We start from the raw sequence: 22759 nt of genomic DNA on the forward strand, positions 1-22759 counted from the left end.
TCACGCCGCGTCGTGAAAGATCAGTCCCATGGCGTAGCGCTGCCCGGTGCGAACCACGGACACGCCGTGGCGCACCGGTGCCGCGGACCAACCGCGGGCCGAGGGCACCGGCCGCTCCCGCGTGGTGAAGACGTAGCCGTGTCCCTGCGGCAATTGTGTTGCCGTGCCCCGGGATTGCGCCCGCAGTCGCTGCTCGACCAGCAGGAACTCCCCGCCGGTGTAATCGGTGGCCGGGTCGCTGAGATTGATCACCACCTGCAGGGGGAACACCAGGTCCCCGTAGAGGTCCCGGTGCAGCGCATTCCAGTCGCCCGCACCGTATTTCAGCATCAGGGCGGTGGATCGGGTCTGGCCGGCGGCGTGGCAGGCCGCCAGCCAGTCGTCGAGGCGGTCCGGCCAGGGCGCGTCCCGGCCGAGCTTGGCACACCAGTCGCGGGCGATCGGCAGAAGCCGCGGATAGAGCGCCTGTTTGAGTTCCTCGATCGGCGCCGGGTAGGGCGCGTGGAAATAGCGGTACTGCCCGGACCCGTACCGTTTGGGCGCCATGTCGATCGTGGAGCGGAACAGGGCGTCGTCGGCGTAGAGCGCGCGCAGCCGCGCCGCCTCGCTGGGCGTGATCAGTCGCGGCAGCAGCGCCCCGCCGTACTCGTCGACCGCGGCGGCGATCGCGTCCCAATCGCCTGAATCGACACGCCTTTTCCACCGGGACATCGCGGGCCTTCCCATTCGTGATCCGAGTCCACGGTAAACGGTTGCTGGCCCCGGCCGGGTGCAGCGGGTACCGTTTATCGTCGCGGACGAGTTGGCCGGGCGGCCGCGGGCCGTCGCAAGGCGGTTCGAGGAAAGTCCGGACTTCACAGAGCAGGGTGATTGCTAACGGCAATCCGAGGTGACTCGCGGGAAAGTGCCACAGAAAACAGACCGCCACCCTCGCGGTGGTAAGGGTGAAACGGTGCGGTAAGAGCGCACCAGCATCCCGGGTGACCGGGGTGGCTCGGCAAACCCCACCCGAAGCAAGGCCAAGAAGGCCGTACCGCTGGTGCGGCCGCGCAGGCGTTCGAGGGCTGCTCGCCCGAGCCTGCGGGTAGGCCGCTCGAGGCACCCGGTGACGGTGTGTCCAGATGGATGGTCGCCGCCGCACCGCCGTTGCTCACGCGCGGCGGTGGGGAACAGAATCCGGCTTACAGGCCAACTCGTCCGCCTTCAGCCCCTTCGGCGACTAGTGCCCGGCCTTGCGCACCGCCTTGGCGAGCTTGCGCAGCGTGCCGTCGAGTTCGCGGCGGCACCGCTGCGCCAGGTCGGCTTCCCGCTGATACAGCAGGCCGTAGGTGAAGGTGTCCTCGCCGGCGGCGTGTGCGATGTCCGCTTCCTGGCGCAGGTGTTCCCGGCTGACCACGCTGTCTTGGTGATCACCGAGCAGCGACTGCACGGCCTTGGCCCGCTCGGACACTTTGGCTTCCCCGGTGGCGGCCGCGGTGTATCGAAGTCGCTTGGCGCGCTTGCGGATTCGATGTATCGCTTCGTCGCGGTGGTGGTCGCCGGGGTTCTCCCGATCGACCTGGGCGGCGGCCTTGGCGGCCTTGCGGACCTTCTTGTACGCGGCCTCGACGGTGACCGGGGCCTGCTCCTCGGCCGCGGCGGCGCCGGGGGTTTGGACCGCGATCGCCTCCAGGGAGTCGAGCAACCGGAAGTAGCGTTGCGAGCGCATCGCGATCAACGAGCGGCGCAGGCCGGTCTGGTAGCGGCGCTGCGCGCCCCCGACCAGCCGTTCGCGCACCGGACCGCGCACCAATTCCGGTGCGAGCCCGTCCAAGTCACGCTCGTAGCGCTCGGCGAGCACCTCGGCGTCGCGCGCCATCCCCAAAATCCCGGCGAGCTCACGCAGCTCGTCCAGGACCCACCCCTCGTCGGGCAAGCCGAACGAATCCTGGTAGTCGCGCAGCAGGCTGCGCAGCTTGCGGGTGGTCACCCGCATCTGGTGGATGGAGTCGTAGGCGTCGGCGCGCACGGCGCGATCCCACACCAGCAGCTCGCGGACCTGCTCGGCGATGGCGCGCTGCAACGGATCCTCGCTCGGCTGCGCGCCGTTGGGCGGTGGCGGGGTGCCGAGCACCCGCGCCAGCTTGGAGCCGTGTCCGGCGGGCGCGGCGCCGGCGTCCAGCAGCCGGTTGCTCAACCGGTTCAGCAGTTCGGTGCCGGCCGCGCCGTTGGAGTGGCCGCCCGCTTCGAGGAGCTCCAATTCCCACTCCCGCCATTCGAGCTCGGTGGGCGGCGCACCGGATTCATCGGAGCTGTCATCGGGCCCCCGCGTCGACCATGCGGTGACGGAGTCGTTGCTGAACTCGGCCAGCGCGACGCCCGCGGCGTCGTACAACACCTGGCTCTCGCGCTCGGTGGTGATGCGCGCGACCGGCTGCAGCGGACGGTCACGGACGATCGCCAGCACGACGTCGGCCAACTCGGCGGGCACGGTGTTGTTGCCGTCGGGTCCGGACGCGTCCAGCGGCGCCCGGACCTCGGTGCGCGCGTCGGGCCCGGCCGGCAGCTTCAGGTGCCACCCGGCGTCGGAGCCGCCGGTGCGGCGGCGCAGCGTGATCTTGTTGCGCGCGAGGTCATGTGCGGGCGTGTCGAAGTACGTCGCATCCAGGGTTTGCGTCGGCGCCTTCTCGACGTGGGCGACCGCGGCGATCCCTTCGAACGACGGCGACACGGTGGACTCGCCGACATCGAATTTGCGCTCTACCTCCAGGTGACGCGAGGTCTGCGGCGTTTTTGCAGGCATCTTCGGCTCCGTTGAGGGCGCGTCGCCGCGGCCTTGAACGTGGTGGACGGTGGGGATGAGACCCATAGCCTGCCATACGGAGGTGACGACGTTATGGCGGCGGCGGAGGAGGGGGCGGAGCCGTCGTCTCGTCCTCCGGCAGCGGCGCATAGACCGCGGGTGGAGGGGCATAGCGGGCGATGTTGTCGGCGATGTTGGTGCAGCCGCTTACCGAGATGCGTCGGCCCGCGCCCACGCACACGGTCGCTTCGACCCGATCGGCGGATGGCGCCGCGGTGAGAATCGCGGGGACGGACACCACGCCCGAGAACACCAGCAATGCGGCAAGCCCGCGGCGGCGATTCATCTGCACTCTCCTTCCGACCCCTCAGTGCATTGTGCCGTCACAGCGCGGCGGGCGGGCCCGGAATCTGAATATCGACGCCGCCTCCGACGCCGCCGCAGAAAAGTGTTAAGCGGTGTGCACGTTCGGGGTGCGGACGTGTTCGGGACGAAGGCCGCGCCCGAAGGCGATCGGCGGGATGGAGCGCAGCGGGCCCCGTCCCACGATCGCGGGGATCGGGATGGGTGACAGGTCACCGCCGTTCAGATTGGGCGCGATCACCCGGTCCTGTGCGAACACCTGGATCGCCTGGATGACCCGGGCGGGCAGCTCTCGCCGACGCTGCACCTTGGCGAGGTCCGCGTCGCGCAGACGTCCGTCGCGCAGTGGGGCGCACAGGATGTTGGCGGCCGCCACCGCATCGGCGACAGCCAGATTGATGCCGACGCCACCGATCGGCGACATGGCGTGGGCCGCGTCCCCGATGCACAGCAGGCCGGTGCGCCACCACCTCTCGAGCCGGTCCACCCGCACGTCGAGCTGACTGGTCTGGTCCCAGGAACGAAGGTCGTCGACGTGTTCGCGCAGCTGTGGCCGCGCCGCCACGATGCGCTCTTTGAACGCCTCCAGCGACCCGTCGCGGGGGTCGGACCCCTTGGGCATCAGATACGCGATCTGCCAATAGTCGCCCCGGTAGATCAGCGCCATGGTGAGGCCCCGACGGGCCACCCCGTACAGCTCCTGCGGATCGCCGGGTCGCCAGTTGAGCCGAAACCACAGCACGTCCATCGGGGAGTGCGCGGCGGCGGTCCTTAGGCCGGCCGCCGCCCGCACCGCGGACTTGCGCCCGTCCGCGCCGACGACCAGGTCGGCGCGCACCTCCACTTCGGGCGTGCGCGCCCCGATCACCCGATCGCCGTCAAAGATCAGGTCCTTGACTTCGGCGTTGCGGATCAGCGTGAATTCCGGGTAGGCAGAGGCCTTTTCGGCGAGGAAGTCGAGGAAGTCCCACTGCGGCATCAACGCGATGTACGGCTGTTTGAAACCCAACCGTTTGAGCACGCCGAAGTTGCCGAAGGTGCGGATCGTCCCGTCGGTGTCGAACGCGACGCGGTCGACTTTGGTGTGCGGCAGGCGCAGAAGCTCATCGACCAGCCCGAGCTCGTCCATGATCCGCAGGGTGCTCGGGTGCACCGTGTCGCCGCGGAAGTCGCGCAGGAAGTCATTGTGCTTCTCCAAGACGACAACCCGGATCCCCGCGCGGGCGAGCAAGAGCGCGTGAACGAGACCGGCGGGGCCCCCACCGGCTACGCAAGCCTGGGTCTGAAGCACTTCCGCCACGGCCCGACCCTACCGCGGTCGCGCACTCGTTTGCCGCCTGATTCGCGCGTGCGCGGCGGGCAAACCCCTTATGGTTTGCGGTACGAATACCGCTCGCCTTGGGCGATGGTCGACGAAGGAGCGTTTGCATGGGGTCTTTTGTTCGCCCGGCGGCCCGGGCCGTTGCCGGCGGGATGGCGGCCTGCGCGGCCACTGTGGCAATGCTTTTCGCGACGGCGGGTTGGGCCGCCGCGGACGTGCCGGCCGACGAGCCGGAGCCGGCGCCCGCGTCGCAACCCAATTGCACGGCGGCCGACCTGGCCCAGGTGTCCTCGGGCGTCGCCGCGGCCACGTCGGCGTACCTGTTCACGCACCCCGACGTCAACGACTACTTCACCAGCTTGAAGGGCCAGCCGCGCAGCGACATGCGTGATCAGTTGAAGCAGTACATGGACGCCAACCCGCAGACCCACGCCGACCTCGAGGGCATTCGCCAGCCGCTCACCGACTTCCAGAATCGGTGCCGCTGACGCCTGCGGGTCAGCCGGCCGGCGGCGGCCGCAGATGCATCGCCAGGTCGCTCAACTCGAGGATCGTCTCAATCTCGGTGTCGCGGAACGGCCGTCCGTCGGGACCGAGCAAGTCGTGAAACCATTCCTGCGGCATCGCCGGATCCGGGTTCGGGTGGTCCCAGGAGTCCCAGGGAAAGTACGTCTGGGTTTTGCCGGCGACGAATCCCCAGTTGAACGCGCCGACGCCGGTGCGCTTCGCGATCGGCAGGATGTTTTGCACCGTGCTGCCCAGCGGCCGGGCCATGTACTCGGTGCACAGGATCGGGCGCCCCGGCGGGACGAGCTCGGCGATGCGCCTCTCGAACGCCGCCGGCTCGCCGTAGCAGTGGAAGGTGATGACGTCGGAGTTGTCGAGCTGGATCCCGGCGATGACGCTGCGGCGCGCCGGGTCGGCCCACTCGCCGTGCCACACGCCGCTCGTCAAGGGCTGGCGGGGATCGACCAACCGCGCCCACTCGAACACCTGGGGGAGCAGGTTGGCGACCAGGTCGAGCTTGTCCTTGCGCTCCACTGAGGCGTAGGTGTCCGCGGGGTTGTCCGGCTCGTTCCACAGGTCCCAGCCCAAAATGCGGTCGTCATTGCGGAATTGGGTCAGGACCCCGGTGACATAACCGCGCAGGGTGCGGACGTAGCCGCGGTCGCCGAGGCGCTCGGCGCCCGGGCTCTGCACCCAGCCGGAGTTGTGGATGCCGGGCCGCGGCGCGGGCTGCGGACCCGGGCGCGGGAACGGATCCCAACACGAATCGAACAGCACGAACAGGGGTTTGATGCCGTGGCGGGCCGCGATGTCGACAAACCGCGCGAGCCGGCCCTGGAACCCGCGGTGGTCCTGCGCCCAGAGCAGATCGTGCAAAAAGACCCGCACCGCGTTGAACCCGTTGGACTGGGCCCAGCCCAGTTCGGTGTCGATGCGCCCGGGATCGAAGGTATCGGCCTGGAACATCTCCAGCTGGTTGATGGCATTGGACGTGATGTAGTTGGCGCCCACCGGCCAGCCCTGCGCTTGATACCAGCGGTTGGCTCGCTCGGGTGACCATCGGCTTGCCTGCGGCGAGGTGCGCGGCGGCTGCGCGGACGCGTGCGGTGTGCGGGCCAAAACGATGCCTCCTGCCACTAGCAGCGGGAACTTCAGCACCGTTCGACGGTGTACGAAGCCACCACGGTCCCCCCGGTCGATGTGGTCCACCTTTGCTCTTTTGAGTCCGGATCGTCTCTTAACAACGATCGTACATGCCTGCCACACAACGTTTTTCGGCACTTTCGTTGTGACCGGGGTAACGTGGTGGTCAACGAGGCGGGACCCTCAGCGCGGTGGTCCCGGCGCGCAGCAGGACGTGCCGTGAATCGTGCGGTGGCGCGCCGGATCAGAAGCAGTGTTCGTCGGCGGGGAAAACCCCACCGGCCACCTCTTGCGCATATTGCGTTGCGGCGCGGCGCAATTCCCCGCCGATGTCGGCGAAGCGCTTGACGAAGCGGGCGGCCTTGCCGCTGCTCATGCCGGCCATGTCCTGCCAGACCAGGACCTGGCCGTCGCAGTTCGGTCCGGCCCCGATCCCGATGGTCGGAATGGTCAGCTTGCCGGTGATCTGGGTGGCCAGCTCGGCCGGCACCATCTCCATCACCACGGAGAACGCCCCGGCCTCGGCGACGGCGATCGCGTCCGCGACGGTCTGTTCGGCCGCGTCGCCGCGGCCCTGGACCCGGAAGCCGCCGAGGCTGTTCACGCTCTGCGGGGTGAACCCGATGTGCGCCATCACGGGGATGCCGGCGGCGGTCAGGCAGGCGATCTGCTCGGCGACCCGCTCGCCGCCCTCGAGCTTCACCGCGTGCGCGCCGCCCTCCTTCATGAACCGCGTGGCGGCGGCCAGCGCGGCGGCGGGCCCGGCCTCGTAGCTGCCGAACGGCAGGTCCGCGACGACCATGGCGTGCTGGGCGCCGCGCACCACGCCGCGGACCAACGGGATCAGTTCGTCGACCGACACCGGCACGGTGGTGTCGTAGCCGTAGACGACGTTGGCCGCCGAGTCGCCGACCAGCAGGACCGGGATGCCCGCCTCGTCGAAAATGCGGGCGGTCGAATAGTCGTAGGCCGTGAGCATCGCCCACTTGTGCCCCTCGGCCTTCCACTTCTGCAGGTGGTGGGTGCGGATCTTGGTGAGCGGCTGCGCGGGCGCAGGCGAGTTGGCACCGTAAACGTTGTGCTCAGACATCATTGTCCCTAGTGGGTGGTCGGGTCGATCCTCGTGGCCCAAAGCGGGTCCCCGGGTTCGTCTGACGGTGTCATTCTGCCATTTCTTCGGCGCGGTTGAAACGGCGCGACAGTGTGAGACAGGCCATGCTCCGCGCGCGGCGGTGCCGCTGATCAGGATCTCAGGTTTCCTCTGGCAGCATATGTTGGCATGGGTTTGACTCGCCGAGGCACGCGCGCGCGCACGCTGCTGATCTGGACGTCGGTCGCTGCCGTCGCGCTGCTGGTGGCGGGCTGCGCGCGCGTGGTGGTGGGGCGCGCCGTCATGTCCGAACCCAAGCTGGGCCAGGCGGTGGAGTGGACGCCGTGCCGGGCCGCGAACCCGAAGGTCAAGCTGCCGGCCGGCGCGTTGTGCGGCAAGCTCGCGGTTCCGGTCGACTACGACAACCTCGACGGCGACGACGCCACGCTGGCGATGATCCGTTTTCCCGCGACCGGCGACAAGATCGGTTCGTTGGTGATCAACCCCGGCGGGCCGGGGGAGTCCGGCATTGAAGCGGCGTTGGGCGTCGTCCAGTCGCTGCCGAAGCGGGTCCGCGAACGGTTCGATTTGGTCGGCTTCGATCCCCGCGGGGTGGGCGCGTCGCGCCCCGCGGTCTGGTGCAACTCCGACGCCGACAACGACCGGCTGCGCACCGAGCCCAACGTCGACTACAGCCCGGCCGGCGTGGCCCACATCGAGGACGAGACCAAGCAGTTCGTCGGCCGTTGCGTCGACAAGATGGGCAAGGGCTTTCTGGCCAACATCGGGACGGTCAACGTCGCCAGGGACCTCGACGCCATCCGGGCCGCGCTTGGCGACGACAAGCTGACCTACCTCGGCTACTCCTATGGCACCCGGATCGGCTCGGCGTACGCCGAGGCGTTCCCGAATAAGGTGCGGGCGATGATCCTCGACGGGGCCGTCGACCCCAACGCCGATCCCATCGAGGCCGACCTGCGGCAGGCCAAGGGATTCCAGGACGCGTTCAACAACTACGCCGCCGACTGCGCGAAGCAACCGAGCTGCCCGCTGGGCACCGACCCGGCCAAGGCCGTCGACGTCTACCACAGCCTGGTCGACCCGATGGTCGACCCCAACAACCCCATGATCGGCCGGCCGGTCCCGACCAACGACCCGCGCGGGCTGAGCTACAGCGACGCCATCGTCGGCACCATCATGGCGCTGTACTCACCGAACCTGTGGCACCACCTGACCGACGGCCTGTCCGAACTCGTCGACCACCACGGCGACACCCTGCTCGCCCTGGCCGACATGTACATGCGCCGCGACGCCCACGGCCACTACACCAACGCCACCGACGCGCGGGTGGCGGTCAACTGCGTCGACCAGCCGCCGATCACCGACCGCGCCAAGGTGATTGACGAAGACCGCCGCTCCCGGGAGATCGCACCGTTCATGAGTTACGGGCAGTTCACCGGCAACGCGCCGCTGGGCACCTGCGCGTTCTGGCCGGTACCGCCGACGAGTAAGCCGCACACCATTTCCGCGCCCGGCCTGGCGCCCACGGTGGTGGTGTCGACCACGCACGACCCGGCGACCCCCTACAAGGCCGGCGTGGACCTGGCCGACCAGCTGCGCAGCTCGCTGCTGACCTACGACGGAACCCAGCACACCGTCGTCTTCCAGGGCGACAGCTGCATCGACAACTACGTGACGGCCTATCTGGTCGGCGGCACCACGCCGCCCAGCGGCGCCAAGTGCTGACGCCGAACGTGCACTCCCGGCGGGTTTTTCGTCGATTCGTCGCCGTGCGTGCACGCTCGGTGGCGACGCGAGCCGGTTGAGAGCCGAGACCAAGGCGTAATCGTTTCGCGCTGCCACGGGTACCCGCGGCTGCAACGATGACTGCCATGTCGCGCCTGAGATCGTTGAGCTCGGCGCTGCTTTCGTTCGGTCTGGTGCTCGGTGGTTCCGCCGCGCTGCCGGTGGCCGGCGCCACGCCCGAGCCCGGTGCCGGGCAGACCCCGGCGCCGAACCCGCCGGCGGCCGCGGTGCCGCAGGGCTGGGGGAGCTGCGACCAATTCGTCTCGGACACAAGCGATATCCCCGCCGCGCGATGCACCACGGTGTCGGTCCCGATCGACTACAACAGCCCCGGGGGCGCCCAGGCCAAACTGGCGGTCATCCGCGTGCCCGCGACCGGACAACGGATGGGGTCGTTGCTGGTCAATCCCGGCGGGCCCGGCGGCTCGGCGGTCGACATGGTGGCCGCGATGGCGCCGGACCTGGAGAACTCGCCCGTGCGGCGCAACTTCGACCTGGTCGGCTTCGACCCGCGCGGGGTGGGCCACTCCACTCCGTCGCTGCGCTGCCGCACCGACGCCGAGTTCGACGCGTACCGGCGCGAACCGATGGTCGACTACAGCCCGGCCGGTGTCGCGCACATCGAGCAGCTTTACCGGCAGCTGGCCCAGCAATGCGTCAACCGGATGGGCAGCGCGTTTCTGGCCAACGCCGGCACCGCGTCCGTCGCGCGTGACATGGACGCGGTGCGCCAGGCGCTGGGCGACGAACAGATCAACTACCTGGGATACAGCTACGGCACCGAGCTGGGCACCGCCTACCTGGAGAAGTTCGGCAACCACGTGCGGGCGATGGTGCTCGACGGCGCCATCGACCCGACCGTCGGCCCCATCGACGAGAACGTCAACCAAATGGCCGGATTTCAAACGGCTTTCAACGACTACGCCACCGACTGTGCCCGCTCGCCGGGCTGCCCGCTGGGCACCGACCCGTCCCAATTCGTCGCCCGCTACCACGCCCTGGTCGACCCGCTGGCCACCAAGCCCGCCCGCACCGCGGACCCACGCGGGCTGAGCTACGCCGACGCGACCACCGGCACCATCAACGCGCTCTACACCCCGACGCACTGGAAATACCTGACCAGCGGCCTGCTCGGCCTGGCGCGCGGCACCGACGCCGGCGACCTGCTGCTGCTCGCCGACGACTATCAGGGACGCGGCCGCGACGGGCACTACTCCAACGACCAGGACGCGTTCAACGCGATCCGCTGCGTCGATGCCCCGAACCCGACGGACCAGGCCAGCTGGGTGACCGCGGATCAGCGGATCCGCCAGGCCGCGCCCTTCCTCAGCTACGGGCCGTTCACCGGAAACGCTCCCCGCGATTTGTGCGCGCTCTGGCCGGTGCCGCCGACGTCGGCGCCGCACGCCGCGCCGGCCATGGCGCCGGGCAAGGTCGTCGTCGTCTCCACCACGCACGACCCGGCGACCCCGTATCAGGCCGGGGTGAACCTGGCGCGCCAGCTGGGTGGCCCGCTGATCACCTACGACGGCACGCAGCACACCGCGGTGTTCAACGGCGACCAATGCGTGGACAACGCCGTGGTGCGCTACCTGGTCGCGGGCACGCCGCCGCCGGCCGCCTACACCTGCCGGTCCTGACCAGCCTGTCGCGGCCATCGCAACGGTTCTGAGCGGGCATCGGTAACACAGAATTAACAGCCGTTGCATACTGTTCGAGTTATGGATCGTCAGAAGGAATTCGTGCTGCGCACGCTCGAGGAACGAGACATCCGCTTCGTTCGGCTGTGGTTCACCGATGTGCTCGGCTTCCTCAAGTCGGTCGCCATCGCCCCGGCCGAACTCGAGGGCGCCTTCGAGGAGGGCATCGGCTTCGACGGATCCTCGATCGAGGGCTTCTCGCGGGTCTCGGAGTCCGACACCGTGGCCAACCCCGACCCGTCCACCTTCCAGGTGCTGCCGTGGGCGTCGCCCAACGGTCACCACCACTCGGCGCGGATGTTCTGCGACATCACGATGCCGGACGGCTCGCCGTCCTGGGCGGACCCGCGGCACGTGCTGCGCCGCCAGCTGCAGAAGGCCAACGACCTGGGCTTTTCCTGCTACGTGCATCCCGAGATCGAATTCTTCCTGCTCAAGGCCGGCGCCGACGACGGGACGCCGCCGGTCCCGGTCGACAACGCCGGCTACTTCGACCAGGCGATCCACGACTCCGCCTCGAACTTCCGCCGCCACGCGATCGAGGCGCTGGAGTTCATGGGCATCTCGGTGGAATTCAGCCACCACGAGGGCGCGCCCGGACAGCAGGAGATCGACCTGCGCTTCGCCGACGCGCTGTCGATGGCCGACAACGTGATGACGTTCCGCTACGTCATCAAGGAGGTGGCGATCGAGAACGGCGCCCGCGCGTCCTTCATGCCCAAGCCGTTCGGGCAGCACCCCGGCTCCGCGATGCACACCCACATGAGCCTGTTCGAGGGCGACGTCAACGCGTTCCACAGCCCCGACGACCCGCTGCAACTGTCCGATGTGGGCAAGTCCTTCATCGCCGGGGTCCTCGAGCACGCCTCGGAGATCAGCGCCGTCACCAACCAATGGGTCAACTCCTACAAGCGACTGGTGGGTGGCGGCGAGGCGCCGACCGCCGCGTCCTGGGGCGCGGCCAACCGCTCCGCGCTGGTGCGGGTGCCCATGTACACCCCGCACAAGACGTCGTCGCGGCGCGTCGAGGTCCGCAGCCCCGACTCGGCCTGCAACCCGTACCTGACCTTCGCCGTGCTGCTGGCCGCCGGGCTGCGCGGGGTGGAGAAGGGCTACGTGTTGGGGCCGCAGGCCGAGGACAACGTGTGGGACCTGACCCCCGCCGAGCGCCAGGCGATGGGATACCGCGAGCTGCCGACCAGCCTGGACAGCGCGCTGCGTGCCATGGAGTCCTCCGAGCTGGTCGCGGAAACCTTGGGGGAGCACGTCTTTGACTTCTTCCTGCGCAACAAGCGCACCGAGTGGGCGAACTACCGCAGCCACGTCACCCCGTACGAACTGAGCACGTACCTGTCGCTGTAGCGGTTTCATGCGCCGCCCGCGCCTGAAGATCGGCGGGTTGCGATACCGTCGTGGTCGTGACCAAACCCGCGACGCAGCGCCCCCGGCTGCCCAGCGTGGGCCGGCTCGGGTTGGTCGATCCGCAAGCGGCCGAACGCATAGCGCAACTGGGCTGGCACGACCACGACGACCAGGCCCACGTCGACCTGCTGTGGTCGCTGTCGCGCGCCGCGGACCCCGACGCCGCCCTGCTCGCCCTGGTGCGGCTGGCCGAGAACCCGGACGCCGGGTGGGACGAGCTCAACGCCGCCCTGCTCACCGAGCGCCCCCTGCGCGGGCGGCTGTTCGGTGTGCTCGGCGCGTCGCTGGCCCTCGGGGATCACCTGATCGCCCAGCCGCAGTCCTGGAAACTCTTGCGCGGCAACGTCACCCTGCCCACCCGCGACGAGCTGTGCACAAAGTTCACTGAGTGCGTCGAGGAGGTGCTGGCCGACCCCGGTTCGGCGATGGTGCGCCTGCGCACCCTGTATCGCGATCAGCTGCTGGTGCTGGCCGCGCTGGACCTGGCTGCCACCGTCGAGGACGAGCCGGTGGTGCCGTTCACCGTGGTGGCCGCGCACCTGTCGGACCTGGCCGACGCCGCGCTGGCCGCCGCGTTGCGGGTGGCCGAGAGCACCGTGTGCGGCGACAAGACGCCGCCGCGGCTGGCGGTCATCGCGATGGGCAAATGCGGTGCCCGCGAACTGAACTACGTCAGCGACGTCGACGTCATCTTCGTCGCCGAGCACGCCGACACCCTCACCACCCGGGTGGCCAGCGAGATGATGCGGCTGGCCTCCGAGGCGTTCTTTCAGGTCGACGCCGGCTTGCGGCCGGAGGGCCGCAGCGGCGAGCTGGTGCGCACCGTCGAGTCGCACATCGCCTACTACCAGCGGTGGGCGAAAACCTGGGAGTTCCAGGCGCTGCTGAAGGCGCGCGCGGCGGTGGGCGACGCGGAGCTCGGACAGCGCTACCTGGACGCGCTGATGCCGATGGTCTGGGTCGCCTGCGAGCGTGAGGACTTCGTGGTCGAGGTGCAGGCGATGCGGCGGCGGGTCGAGCAGCTGGTGCCCGCCGAGGTCCGCGGCCGCGAGATCAAGCTCGGCAGCGGCGGGCTGCGCGACGTCGAATTCGCCGTGCAGCTCCTGCAGTTGGTGCACGGGCGCAGCGACGAGTCGCTGCACGTGGCGTCGACGGTGGACGCGCTGACCGCGCTCGGCCAGGGCGGCTACATCGGGCGCGAGGACGCCGCGAACCTCACCGCCTCCTACGAGTTCCTCCGCCTGCTCGAGCACCGGCTGCAGCTGCAGCGGCTCAAGCGCACCCACCTGCTGCCCGAGCCCGACGACGAGGAGGCGGTGCGCTGGCTGGCGCGGGCCGCCCATATCCGGCCCGACGGCCGCCACGACGCGGCCGGGGTGCTGCGCGAGGAGCTGCGGCACCAGAACCTGCGGGTGTCGCAGCTGCACGCGAAGCTCTTCTACCAACCGCTGCTGGAATCGATCGGCCCGGCCGGGCTGGAGATCGCGCACGGCATGACCTCCGAGGCCGCCGAGCGTCAGCTGGCCGCCCTGGGCTACGAGGGCCCGCAGTCCGCTTTGAAGCACATGTCGGCGCTGGTCAACCTGAGCGGGCGGCGCGGCCGGGTGCAGTCGGTGCTGCTGCCCAGGCTGCTGAACTGGATGTCGTACACGCCCGACCCCGACGGCGGGTTGCTGGCCTACCGGCGGCTGTCCGAGGCGCTGTCCGGGGAAAGCTGGTATCTGGCCACCCTGCGCGACAAGCCCGCCGTCGCCCGCCGGCTCATGCACGTGCTGGGGACCTCGGCGTACGTGCCGGACCTGTTGATGCGCGCGCCCCGGGTCATCCAGGACTACGGCGACGGGCCGAGCGGCCCGCACCTGCTCGAGACCGAGCCCGCCGCGGTGGCCCGCGCGCTGGTGGCCTCGGCCGCCCGCTATTCCGACCCGGTGCGGGCGATCGCCGGGGCGCGCACCCTGCGGCGCCGCGAGCTGGCCCGGGTGGCGTCGGCCGACCTGCTCGGCATGCTCGAGGTCGTCGACGTGTGCAAGGCGCTGACCTCGGTGTGGGTGGCCGTGCTGCAGGCCGCGCTGGACGCGATGATCCGGACCAACCTTCCCGCGGACGGTAAGGCGCCGGCGGCCATCGCCGTCATCGGCATGGGCCGGCTGGGCGGCGCCGAACTGGGCTACGGCTCGGACGCCGACGTGATGTTCGTGTGCGAACCGGCTTCTGGCGTCGAGGATTCCGTCGCCGTGCGCTGGGCGACGACGGTCGCCGAGCAGGTCCGGACGCTGCTGGGAACGCCCAGCGTCGACCCACCGCTGGAGGTCGACGCCAACCTGCGGCCCGAGGGCCGCAACGGTCCGCTGGTGCGCACCCTGGCCTCCTACGCCGCCTACTACGGGCAGTGGGCGCAGCCGTGGGAGGTTCAGGCGCTGCTGCGCGCGCACGCGGTCGCCGGCGACGCGGAGCTGGGGCAGCGGTTCCTGCTGATGGCCGACAAGACGCGCTATCCACCCGACGGGATGTCGTCGGAGGCGATGCGCGAGATCCGCCGCATCAAGGCCCGCGTCGACGCCGAGCGGCTGCCGCGCGGCGCCGACCCGAACACGCATACCAAGCTGGGCCGCGGGGGACTGGCCGACATCGAATGGACCGTGCAGCTGCTGCAGCTGCGGCACGCCCACGAGATCCCCGCGCTGCACACCACGTCGACGCTGGCGTGCCTGGACGCGATCGCCGAGGCCGACCTGGTGCCCGCCGACGAGGTGGAGCTGCTGCGGCAGGCCTGGCTGACGGCCACCCGGGCCCGCAACGCGCTGGTGCTGGTCCGGGGTAAGCCCACCGACCAGCTGCCGGGCCACGGACGCCAGCTGAACGCGGTCGCCGTGGCCGCGGGCTGGCCGACCGACGAGGGCGGCGAATTCTTGGACAACTATTTACGGGTGACGCGACGCGCAAAGGCCGTCGTGCGCAAGGTGTTTGGAAGTTGAGTCAGGAGGCCGGCGCGTTGGACGCCATATTCGAGGTGCTCAGCGCGACGGAAGCCGATCGCGTGACCGCGCTGTATGCACCGTTGGCCGATGCGGTCCGCGAGCTCGTCGACGCGACCATCCGCACCGAGGCCGACGACGACGTCGTCGCCGAGGCCCGGCGCGCGATCGAGGCCGTCACCGCATCGCTGCGGGAACGCACCCGCCCGATCGGGGTGAGCTACCGCGTCGACGGCCGCCCGCTGCCGTTGGGCAACGCCGCGATCGGCGTGTGCAACCCCATCGCCCCGCCGATCGTCGTGCACCACGAGGGCGACGGGCGCTGCTGGAGCGAGTTCGTCCTCGGCTCGGCCTACGAGGGCCCGCCCAAGCTGGTGCACGGGGGCGTCAGCGCCCTGGTGCTCGACCACATGCTCGGCGAGGCGGCCAGCGAGGGCCTGTCCAAGGCGCGGTTCACCGGGACCATCACCGTGAAGTATCTGCGCGGCACGCCGCTGGGCCCGCTTCGTTGTGAGGCGTGGGTCGACGGCAAGGAGGGCCGCAAAGTCTTTGCGCGCGGCACCATTTCGGATTCCAATGGCGTCACCGTCGAGGCCGACGGCGTCTTCATCGAGCCGGCGTGGGCGGCGGAGGAGCAGTGAAGTTCTACATCAGCAGCGCCTTTTTGAACACCCGCGAAATCATCGAGCTGGCCAAGGCCGCCGACGAACTCGGCTACGACGGGATCGGCATTCCCGACCACGTCGTCAACCTCGAGACGCTGGACACGCCGTACCCGTACACCAAGGATGGGGAGCGGCGCTGGCAGCCCTTCACCGACTGGCCCGACCCGTGGGTGCTCGTCGGCGCGCTCGCCCAGGTCACCACGCGGTTGCGCTTCGTCAACACCGTCTACATTCCCGCGATGCGCAACCCGTATTCGGCGGCGAAAGCCATTGGCACCGCGGCGGTTTTGGCGTCGGGCCGGGTGGAGCTGGGCATCGGCGTGGGCTGGTGCCGCGAGGAATTCGCGTTGATGGGTGAGCGATTCGAGGCCCGTGGCAAACGCACCGACGAAATGATCGAGCTGATGCGGGCGCTGTGGTCGCCGGGCTGGACGGAGTTCGAGGGTGAGTTCTATACCGCGCCGCGCCTCGAGATGCAGCCCACCCCGCCGCCGATCCCGGTGTACGTCGGGGGACTCAGCGAGATCGCGCTGCGCCGCGCCGCCCGCAACGACGGCTGGATCGGGGATCTGATCAACACCCAGCGGGCGCTCGATGCCATCGGCCGGCTGCGGGAGATGCGGGCCCAAAACGGTTTGTCCATGGACGATTTCACTGTGTTGACCCCGCTGACCGACGCGTTCACCACCGCCGACTATCGGCGCGCGGAGGCCGGCGGCATCACCGGGATCATCACGATGCCGTGGATGTTCTACGCCGGGCCCGACGCCACCCTCGACGACAAGATCGACGGCATGCAGCGCTTCCGGAAGGACCTGTCACTCGACGGGTAGGAGACACCTGCTTTGCGGCGGGTTTACCGTGCGTAGGGGTCGGTGATCTCGCGGAGCTGATCCAAGATCTGCTGCAGCAGTGTGAAGTTGCGGGTACCCAGGTAGGCCTTCCACTCCGAGTGGATCTCGTCGAGAGTTGCCGTGGCTACCGCGACCGCGCGCCGGCCACGTTGCTCGATGACGATCAATCGGGCGCGGCCATCCGCGGGGTCGGGGACCCGGCGGACATAGCCCAAGCGTTCGAGTTGATCGACCAGGACGCCCGCGCTCTGCTTGCTCATTTGCGCCTGTTCAGCGAGGTCTGTGAGGCGCGAACCGTCCGGGGCGATGCGCTGGAACACGCGGCACTGGGCAAGGGTCCAGTCGTCGAATCCGGCATCCTGGAGCGCCCGGAAAATCCGGTCTTCGGTGTACCGGTACGGGATGAACAACGACACCCCTAGATCAATCCGCTGCTCGTCGTTCATGCCGCCCTCGGCTCCATCGCCCACGTGGTCCAACGAAATTCACACCCTACGTCCACCGCTACTGCGCTCGGCGGCGCATCACCTGGGTGACTTGCTACCTGCCGCTGTTGCGGGCATGGCCTCCGACCATCAGAGTAGTAAATATCATTGACCACCATAGACGTCGGCTTGGTCCTAATCTGTTATGAATTCTTGACATTAGCCGAAAGCATGGACGATAGTAGTCAACGTTCCTGACGATATACCCCGGCGATGGAGGGGTGGCTACCGCGAGGCGGGCCCCGCTCACCATCCCGCCCTTTCATCCGTTTCATCCGTTCTAGAGAAAGCGAAATATTGTGAAGTTTCTTGTCCTTGGAGCAACCGGCCGCACCGGCCGTCTCTTCGTCACGAAGGCCCTCGACCAGGGTCACCAGGTCACCGCCCTCGTTCGGCGGGCCGACGCCACCGTTGACCCGCGCGCCCACGTCGTCGGCGGCGACGTCACCGACGCCGCCGTCATCGCAACAGCAGCCCGAGGGCACGACGCGGTCATCAGCGCACTCGGAGTCAAAAACGTCCGCCAAACCCCGACGCTGATCACGGACACTGTCCGCGCCGTCATCGCGTCCGCCAAAACATCGGGTGTTGACCGGTTTGTGATCGTGTCCGCATTCGGAGTCGGCGACTCCCTGGCCAAGGCATCGTTTCTCGCCGGCCTGATATTTCGCACGGCGCTGCGCAAGAAGTACGAAGACAAAGCTGCGTCCGAAGTGCTCTTGAAAGCTAGCGGGCTGAAATGGACCCTCGAATACCCCGGGGCGTTGAACGACGGGGTCGGCGGCCGTTACACCGCGAGGGCGCTCGATGACGTCACGACGTTGCCGATGCTCCCCTCGACCTCTCGCGGAAACGTCGCCGACTTTCTCCTCCACTCCGCCTTAGAGGACACGTTCATCCGTCAGGTCGTCGTCGTCACCGACGCCAAATAGGTCGCCGCAGCGGCAACTGCCCAAGGGGCAGTTTCGGCGGCGGAACTCGCCGCGGATGCAGTCGCGGCGGCCGAAAACGAAACCACCCGCGCGGCAACCGAACCGCGCGGGTGGTTTCGCCAAGCGTCCTTAAACGTCGTAGTACAGCGCGAATTCGTAGGGGTGCGGCCGGATCTGGACCGGCAGGATCTCGTTCTCGCGCTTGAAGTTGATCCACGTCTCGATGAGGTCGGGCGTGAAAACGCCGCCCTCGGTGAGGTATTCGTGGTCTTCTTCCAGCCGGTCGATCACCGCGGACAGCTGCGTGGGCGCCTGCGGGATGTTGGCGGCCTCTTCGGGCGGCAGCTCGTAGAGGTCCTTGTCGACCGGGGCCTGCGGCTCGATCTTGTTCTTGATGCCGTCCAGGCCGGCCATCAGCATGGCCGAGAACGCCAGGTACGGGTTGCCCGAGGAGTCGGGGCAACGGAACTCGAGGCGCTTGGCCTTCGGGTTGGTGCCGGTGATCGGGATCCGGACACAGGCCGAGCGGTTGCGCTGGCTGTAGACCAGGTTGATCGGGGCCTCGTAGCCGGGAACCAGACGCTTGTAGGAGTTCACGGTGGGGTTGGTGAACGCCAGCAGCGACGGGGCGTGGTGCAGTAGGCCGCCGATGTAGTGGCGGGCGGTGTCCGACAGGCCGGCGTAACCGGTCTCGTCGTACATCAGCGGGCTGCCGTCCTTCCACAGCGACTGGTGGGTGTGCATGCCGGAGCCGTTGTCACCGAACAGCGGCTTGGGCATGAACGTGACGGTCTTGCCGTGCTGCCAGGCCGTGTTCTTGACGATGTACTTGTAGAGCATCATGTCGTCGGCCGCGTGCAGCAGCGTGTTGAACTTGTAGTTGATCTCGGCCTGGCCGCCGGTGCCCACCTCGTGGTGACCCTTTTCCAGGCTGAAGCCGGCGGTGATCAGGTTGGACAGCATCTTGTCGCGCAGGTCGACGTAGTGGTCGACGGGGGCGACGGGGAAGTAGCCACCCTTGGGGCGGACCTTGTAGCCGCGGTTGGGGCTGCCGTCGAGCTCGTTGGGCGAGCCGGTGTTCCACCAGCCCGAGATCGCGTCGATCTCGTAGAACGAGCCGTTGGTGCGCGAATCGAAGCTCACCGAGTCGAAGATGTAGAACTCGGCCTCGGCGCCGAAGTACGCGGTGTCGGCAACGCCGGTGCTGATCAGGTAGTTCTCGGCCTTACGGGCGATGTTGCGGGGGTCGCGCGAGTACGGCTCGAGGGTGAAGGGGTCGTGCACGAAGAAGTTCAGGTTCAGGGTCTTGGCTTCGCGGAACAGGTCGATCTGCGCAGTCGCGGGGTCGGGCAGGAGCAACATGTCCGATTCGTGAATGGACTGGAATCCGCGAATGGACGAGCCGTCGAATGCCAAGCCGTCCTCAAAAACGCTCTCGTCGAAAAACGAAATCGGAATGGTGAAGTGCTGCATGATGCCGGGCAAATCACAGAACCGCACGTCGACAAACTCGACGTTCTCGTCCTTCGCGAGTTTGAAGACGTCGTCGGGCGTCTTTTCCGTCACAGAGTGCTCCTTTACTTGGTGAGATCCGCGGCCTGACGCTAGGGAGCAGATGTTGCCCGTCAGTCAACCCGATGTTGCGCGCACGTTACGTGACCATGCCACACGCTAAAAGTGGCCGCTTTGGCGGCGGGTTCTATTGTGGGGCCATGGATCGCAAGATCGTATCTTTTCTGGTGGCAGAGCGCACCGTCCGCCCACCGTTCCGGACCCGGCCGTCGGTTTATTCGGACCCCGGTCCGCGACGATGATGCCGGAATCGCGATCCGCCTACCCCGGTGAAAAGCTGGGATTGCCCGAGAGCGGGCCGGGCTCGCTGGCGCGGATGGGACGACGGCTGGGCGCGCTGACCATCGACTGGCTCATCGCGTTGGGCCTGGCGGCGCTGGCCATGCGGCTCGGGTGGTTACCCGAAGGGGCGCTGGCGACCGCCGAGCTGGTGATCTGGTTCGTGCTGGGCGTGGTCTCGGTGCGACTGTTCGGCTTCACGCCCGGCCAGCTGGCGCTGGGTCTGCAGGTGGTGACGGTGGACGGGCGCGGGCTGGTCGGCACGGGCCGCGCGGTGGTGCGCGGCCTCCTCGTCGGCACCGTGGTCCCGGCGCTGTTCACCGACTGGGACGGCCGCGGGCTGCAGGATCGGCTGACCGCGACGGCCGTGGTACGGCGCTGAGCGCCGAGTTCGACCCGCTGCGACTACTTGCGGCGCACCGTGCGCTGCACGCCGCGCATCTTGCCGGCGTTGGGCAGCGGACCCTTGGGCATGACGGCGGCCCCGGCCCGCGTCCCCAAGGCGGCCAACCGGGACTCCAGGGTGTCCATCTGCTTGACGGTGATGTTGGCCGGCAACCGGGTGAGATGGCGCTCCAGCTTGGCCAGGGGCACCTCGTCCTCGCCGTTGCCGACGATGATGTCGTAGATCGGCACGTCCCCGATCAGGCGGGCGGTGCGCTTCTTCTCCTGCGCCAGCAGTGGGCGCACCCGGGTCGCCGAGCCCTCGCCGACCAGGATCACGCCGGGACGGCCGATGACGCGGTGCACGGCGTCCAAGTGGCCGGTCGCGGCCACGCCGGGGGTCACCCGCCACTTGCCGCGCAGGTTGTCCAATGCCCATGCGGCCGCCCCGGTTTGGCCTTCGGCCTTGCGGTAGACGGACTTCTGGGCGCGGCGCCCGAAGACGATGAACGCGACCAGCGCGCCCAGCACCACGCCGAGCGGGATCAAGGTGATCATCGTCAGCCCGCCGGCCCAGAGCCCGACGCCCACCGAGACGCCCACGATCAGCACGAAGGCGCCGATCATGTACGGCAGCAGGCGCTTGTCCTCCTGGCGTTGCAGGTTGAACGCCTGCCACAACTGGGTGCGGCGCTCCCGCGCGGCGGCCTTGCGGGCGGCCTGCGCCTGCGCTCGGGCGGCCTTGTTCTCAGCGGCAGTGCGGGATTTAGCCATAGTCAAAGAATACGTAGCGCCCCGACGGTCACCGTGCCGCGGCGTCCGAGGCGCGGGCGGCGGCCGCTTGCTGATACAGCCGCCCCGCGCGATACGACGAGCGCACCAGCGGCCCCGACAGCACCCCGGAGAACCCCAGCTGCTCGGCGTGCTGCGCGAACTCGACGAATTCCTCCGGCTTCACCCACCGCTCGACGGGGTGATGCCGCGCCGAGGGCCGCAGGTACTGGGTGATGGTGATGATGTCGCAGCCGGCGTGACGCAGGTCGGCCAGGGCGGTGCGCACCTCGTCGGGGGTCTCGCCGAGGCCGAGGATGAGGTTGCTCTTGGTGACCAGCCCGGCGTCACGCGCCGCGGTGAGCACGTCCAGGCTGCGCTGGTAGGTGAAGGCCGGCCGGATGCGCTTGAAGATCCGCGGCACGGTTTCGACGTTGTGCGCCAACACTTCCGGGCGCGACTCGAACACCTCGGCCAGGCGGGCGGGCTCGCCGTTGAAGTCGGGGATCAACAGCTCGACGCCGGTCGACGGGTTGAGTTCCTTGATGGCGCGCACCGTCTCGGCGTAGAGCCACGCGCCGCCGTCGGGCAGGTCGTCGCGGGCCACGCCGGTGACCGTGGCGTAGCGCAGCCCCATCGTGCGCACGCTGTCGGCCACCCGCCGGGGCTCGTCGCGGTCCAGCTCGGCTGGCTTGCCGGTGTCGATCTGGCAGAAGTCGCAGCGACGGGTGCACTGGTCACCGCCGATCAGGAAGGTCGCCTCGCGGTCCTCCCAGCATTCGAAGATGTTGGGACACCCGGCCTCTTCGCAGACCGTGTGCAGGCCCTCGCGCCGGACCAGGCTCTTGAGCTCGGTGTATTCCGGGCCCATCTTGGCCCGCACCCTGATCCACGGCGGTTTGCGCTCGATCGGGGTTTCGGCGTTGCGCACCTCCAGGCGCAGCAGTTTGCGTCCCTCGGGTGCGACAGTCACATCGCTGATGCTACGCGCGCGGCGCTGTCGTGCTCGCGCACCGGCAGCACCCCGTCCAGGGCGTCGCAGACGGCGTCGGCGACGCTCGTGCGGATGTCGTCGACGGTCACCGGGCGGCGCAGTTCGGCCGACAACGACGTCACCCCGGCGTCGCTGATGCCGCACGGCACGATGGCGTTGAAGGCGCCCAGGTCGCAGTCGCAGTTGAGCGCGAACCCGTGCAGGGTGGTGGCGCGCGACACCCGCACGCCGATCGCCGCGACCTTGCGGTCGGGCCGGCCGTCGGTGCCCGGCACCCACACCCCGGACCGGCCCGGGACGCGGACCGTGTCCAGGCCCAGGTCGGCGCACACCTTGATCAGCGCTTCCTCCAGCCGCCGCACGTAGTTGACCACGTCGAGCGGTTCGATCAGGCCGATGATCGGATACCCGACCAGCTGACCGGGACCGTGCCAGGTGATCTTGCCGCCGCGATCGGTGTCGACGACGGGGGTGCCGTCGGCCGGTCGTTCGTGCGGCTCGGTGCGCCGTCCCGCGGTGTAGACCGCCGGGTGCTCGAGCAACAGCAGGGTGTCGGCGCCGCCCGCGGCGCGGGCGTCGGCCAGGTCGCGCTGCTGCTGCCAGGCCACGCGGTAGTCGACGGTTCCGAGCTGGCGGACGTCGATCAGGGACCGGCTGGACCGGATGGAATCGATCACCTTCGCGACGGTACTCGGCCCGCCCGCGCGAGGGCGA

The 22759-nt window shown here is 68.9% G+C and carries 20 protein-coding genes and 1 other RNA gene; 10 read left to right on the forward strand and 11 right to left on the reverse strand.

What is annotated here, in order from left to right; all coding sequences use genetic code 11:
• The gene (locus tag P6281_RS10905) at positions 1-711 is read right to left on the reverse strand and encodes a 2OG-Fe(II) oxygenase (RefSeq protein ID WP_008255948.1); all 711 of its coding nucleotides are present in this window, start codon (positions 709-711) and stop codon (positions 1-3) included.
• An 87-nt stretch (positions 712-798) separates the two neighbouring features.
• Between P6281_RS10905 and rnpB the strand changes: the two genes are divergently transcribed.
• Positions 799-1200, forward strand: an RNA gene (rnpB, locus tag P6281_RS10910) — RNase P RNA component class A.
• Between the two features lie 19 nt (positions 1201-1219).
• Here the strand turns inward: rnpB and P6281_RS10915 are convergent.
• The 3 genes from P6281_RS10915 to P6281_RS10925 all read right to left on the reverse strand — a co-directional run bounded on the left by P6281_RS10915 (position 1220) and on the right by P6281_RS10925 (position 4445).
• A complete protein-coding gene (locus P6281_RS10915; protein WP_008255950.1) occupies positions 1220-2782 on the reverse strand; it encodes a CYTH and CHAD domain-containing protein in 1563 nt (520 codons plus the stop codon).
• Between the two features lie 91 nt (positions 2783-2873).
• Entirely contained in the window at positions 2874-3128 is a 255-nt protein-coding gene (locus P6281_RS10920) for a hypothetical protein (RefSeq protein WP_008255952.1), read from the reverse strand.
• A 105-nt stretch (positions 3129-3233) separates the two neighbouring features.
• Positions 3234-4445, reverse strand: a complete 1212-nt coding sequence (locus P6281_RS10925; protein ID WP_324738878.1) for an FAD-dependent oxidoreductase — start codon at positions 4443-4445, stop codon at positions 3234-3236.
• Positions 4446-4573: 128 nt separating this feature from the next.
• Between P6281_RS10925 and P6281_RS10930 the strand changes: the two genes are divergently transcribed.
• Positions 4574-4954, forward strand: coding sequence for a heme-binding protein (locus tag P6281_RS10930; protein WP_026071569.1), 381 nt, complete (start codon positions 4574-4576; stop codon positions 4952-4954).
• Positions 4955-4964: 10 nt separating this feature from the next.
• On the opposite strand, the gene P6281_RS10935 is transcribed toward P6281_RS10930, so the two are convergent.
• Together P6281_RS10935 and panB are read right to left on the reverse strand one after the other, a co-directional pair.
• Positions 4965-6173, reverse strand: coding sequence for a 1,4-beta-xylanase (locus P6281_RS10935; RefSeq protein WP_324738945.1), 1209 nt, complete (start codon positions 6171-6173; stop codon positions 4965-4967).
• A gap of 187 nt (positions 6174-6360) precedes the next feature.
• Positions 6361-7206 (reverse strand): 3-methyl-2-oxobutanoate hydroxymethyltransferase, encoded by an 846-nt coding sequence (gene panB, locus P6281_RS10940; protein ID WP_008255960.1) that lies wholly within the window; start codon positions 7204-7206, stop codon positions 6361-6363.
• Between the two features lie 189 nt (positions 7207-7395).
• Between panB and P6281_RS10945 the strand changes: the two genes are divergently transcribed.
• The 6 genes from P6281_RS10945 to P6281_RS10970 all read left to right on the forward strand — a co-directional run bounded on the left by P6281_RS10945 (position 7396) and on the right by P6281_RS10970 (position 16607).
• Positions 7396-8952 carry an alpha/beta hydrolase gene (locus P6281_RS10945; protein ID WP_008255962.1) on the forward strand — a complete coding sequence of 519 codons (1557 nt, stop codon included), beginning with the start codon at positions 7396-7398 and terminating at the stop codon, positions 8950-8952.
• 137 nt (positions 8953-9089) lie between these two features.
• Complete coding sequence (locus P6281_RS10950) at positions 9090-10652, forward strand: alpha/beta hydrolase (protein WP_085978340.1); 1563 nt, start codon at positions 9090-9092, stop codon at positions 10650-10652.
• Between the two features lie 81 nt (positions 10653-10733).
• A complete protein-coding gene (glnA, locus tag P6281_RS10955) occupies positions 10734-12074 on the forward strand; it encodes a type I glutamate--ammonia ligase (protein ID WP_008255967.1) in 1341 nt (446 codons plus the stop codon).
• A 50-nt stretch (positions 12075-12124) separates the two neighbouring features.
• Positions 12125-15109, forward strand: a complete 2985-nt coding sequence (locus P6281_RS10960) for a bifunctional [glutamine synthetase] adenylyltransferase/[glutamine synthetase]-adenylyl-L-tyrosine phosphorylase (protein ID WP_104150845.1) — start codon at positions 12125-12127, stop codon at positions 15107-15109.
• Positions 15106-15750 (forward strand): PaaI family thioesterase, encoded by a 645-nt coding sequence (locus tag P6281_RS10965; RefSeq protein WP_008255971.1) that lies wholly within the window; start codon positions 15106-15108, stop codon positions 15748-15750. Before P6281_RS10960 ends, P6281_RS10965 begins: the two co-directional genes overlap by 4 nt.
• Positions 15747-16607: a TIGR03619 family F420-dependent LLM class oxidoreductase gene (locus P6281_RS10970; protein ID WP_009954923.1), complete on the forward strand. Its 861-nt coding sequence runs from the start codon at positions 15747-15749 to the stop codon at positions 16605-16607. Before P6281_RS10965 ends, P6281_RS10970 begins: the two co-directional genes overlap by 4 nt.
• 23 nt (positions 16608-16630) lie before the next feature.
• Here the strand turns inward: P6281_RS10970 and P6281_RS10975 are convergent, their stop codons facing one another.
• Positions 16631-17074, reverse strand: a complete 444-nt coding sequence (locus P6281_RS10975; protein WP_008255975.1) for a MarR family winged helix-turn-helix transcriptional regulator — start codon at positions 17072-17074, stop codon at positions 16631-16633.
• A 338-nt stretch (positions 17075-17412) separates the two neighbouring features.
• Here P6281_RS10975 and P6281_RS10980 point away from each other — a divergent pair, with 338 nt between their 5' ends.
• Complete coding sequence (locus P6281_RS10980) at positions 17413-18045, forward strand: NAD(P)-dependent oxidoreductase (RefSeq protein WP_009954921.1); 633 nt, start codon at positions 17413-17415, stop codon at positions 18043-18045.
• A 129-nt stretch (positions 18046-18174) separates the two neighbouring features.
• On the opposite strand, the gene glnA (P6281_RS10985) is transcribed toward P6281_RS10980, so the two are convergent.
• The gene (gene glnA / locus P6281_RS10985) at positions 18175-19611 is read right to left on the reverse strand and encodes a type I glutamate--ammonia ligase (protein ID WP_008256020.1); all 1437 of its coding nucleotides are present in this window, start codon (positions 19609-19611) and stop codon (positions 18175-18177) included.
• Positions 19612-19855: 244 nt separating this feature from the next.
• Here glnA (P6281_RS10985) and P6281_RS10990 point away from each other — a divergent pair, with 244 nt between their 5' ends.
• On the forward strand, positions 19856-20278 hold the full coding sequence (locus tag P6281_RS10990) for an RDD family protein (protein ID WP_038536009.1): 423 nt from the start codon (positions 19856-19858) through the stop codon (positions 20276-20278).
• Positions 20279-20301: 23 nt separating this feature from the next.
• Here P6281_RS10990 and P6281_RS10995 read toward each other — a convergent pair whose 3' ends face one another.
• The 3 genes from P6281_RS10995 to lipB are packed head-to-tail and all read right to left on the reverse strand — an operon-like array spanning position 20302 to position 22722.
• Complete coding sequence (locus tag P6281_RS10995) at positions 20302-21054, reverse strand: DUF4191 domain-containing protein (RefSeq protein WP_008256022.1); 753 nt, start codon at positions 21052-21054, stop codon at positions 20302-20304.
• A 28-nt stretch (positions 21055-21082) separates the two neighbouring features.
• Complete coding sequence (gene lipA, locus P6281_RS11000; protein WP_008256024.1) at positions 21083-22024, reverse strand: lipoyl synthase; 942 nt, start codon at positions 22022-22024, stop codon at positions 21083-21085.
• Positions 22021-22722 carry a lipoyl(octanoyl) transferase LipB gene (lipB, locus tag P6281_RS11005; RefSeq protein ID WP_008256025.1) on the reverse strand — a complete coding sequence of 234 codons (702 nt, stop codon included), beginning with the start codon at positions 22720-22722 and terminating at the stop codon, positions 22021-22023. The genes lipA and lipB overlap by 4 nt, the downstream gene beginning before the upstream one ends.
• Between the last annotated feature and the right edge of the window lie 37 nt (positions 22723-22759).

Origin of the sequence: Mycobacterium sp. 5-140-3-2 (genome assembly GCF_035666375.1) — a bacterium.
Taxonomy (GTDB): Bacteria; Actinomycetota; Actinomycetes; order Mycobacteriales; family Mycobacteriaceae; genus Mycobacterium; species Mycobacterium intracellulare.

Coding starts and splice junctions, on each gene's coding strand:
- P6281_RS10905 (WP_008255948.1), bottom strand. CDS start 711: ATGTCCCGGTGGAAAAGGCGTGTCGATTCAGGCGATTGGGACGCGATC.
- P6281_RS10915 (WP_008255950.1), bottom strand. CDS start 2,782: ATGCCTGCAAAAACGCCGCAGACCTCGCGTCACCTGGAGGTAGAGCGC.
- P6281_RS10920 (WP_008255952.1), bottom strand. CDS start 3,128: ATGAATCGCCGCCGCGGGCTTGCCGCATTGCTGGTGTTCTCGGGCGTG.
- P6281_RS10930 (WP_026071569.1), top strand. CDS start 4,574: ATGGGGTCTTTTGTTCGCCCGGCGGCCCGGGCCGTTGCCGGCGGGATG.
- panB (WP_008255960.1), bottom strand. CDS start 7,206: ATGTCTGAGCACAACGTTTACGGTGCCAACTCGCCTGCGCCCGCGCAG.
- P6281_RS10945 (WP_008255962.1), top strand. CDS start 7,396: ATGGGTTTGACTCGCCGAGGCACGCGCGCGCGCACGCTGCTGATCTGG.
- P6281_RS10950 (WP_085978340.1), top strand. CDS start 9,090: ATGACTGCCATGTCGCGCCTGAGATCGTTGAGCTCGGCGCTGCTTTCG.
- glnA (WP_008255967.1), top strand. CDS start 10,734: ATGGATCGTCAGAAGGAATTCGTGCTGCGCACGCTCGAGGAACGAGAC.
- P6281_RS10975 (WP_008255975.1), bottom strand. CDS start 17,074: ATGAACGACGAGCAGCGGATTGATCTAGGGGTGTCGTTGTTCATCCCG.
- P6281_RS10990 (WP_038536009.1), top strand. CDS start 19,856: ATGATGCCGGAATCGCGATCCGCCTACCCCGGTGAAAAGCTGGGATTG.
- P6281_RS10995 (WP_008256022.1), bottom strand. CDS start 21,054: ATGGCTAAATCCCGCACTGCCGCTGAGAACAAGGCCGCCCGAGCGCAG.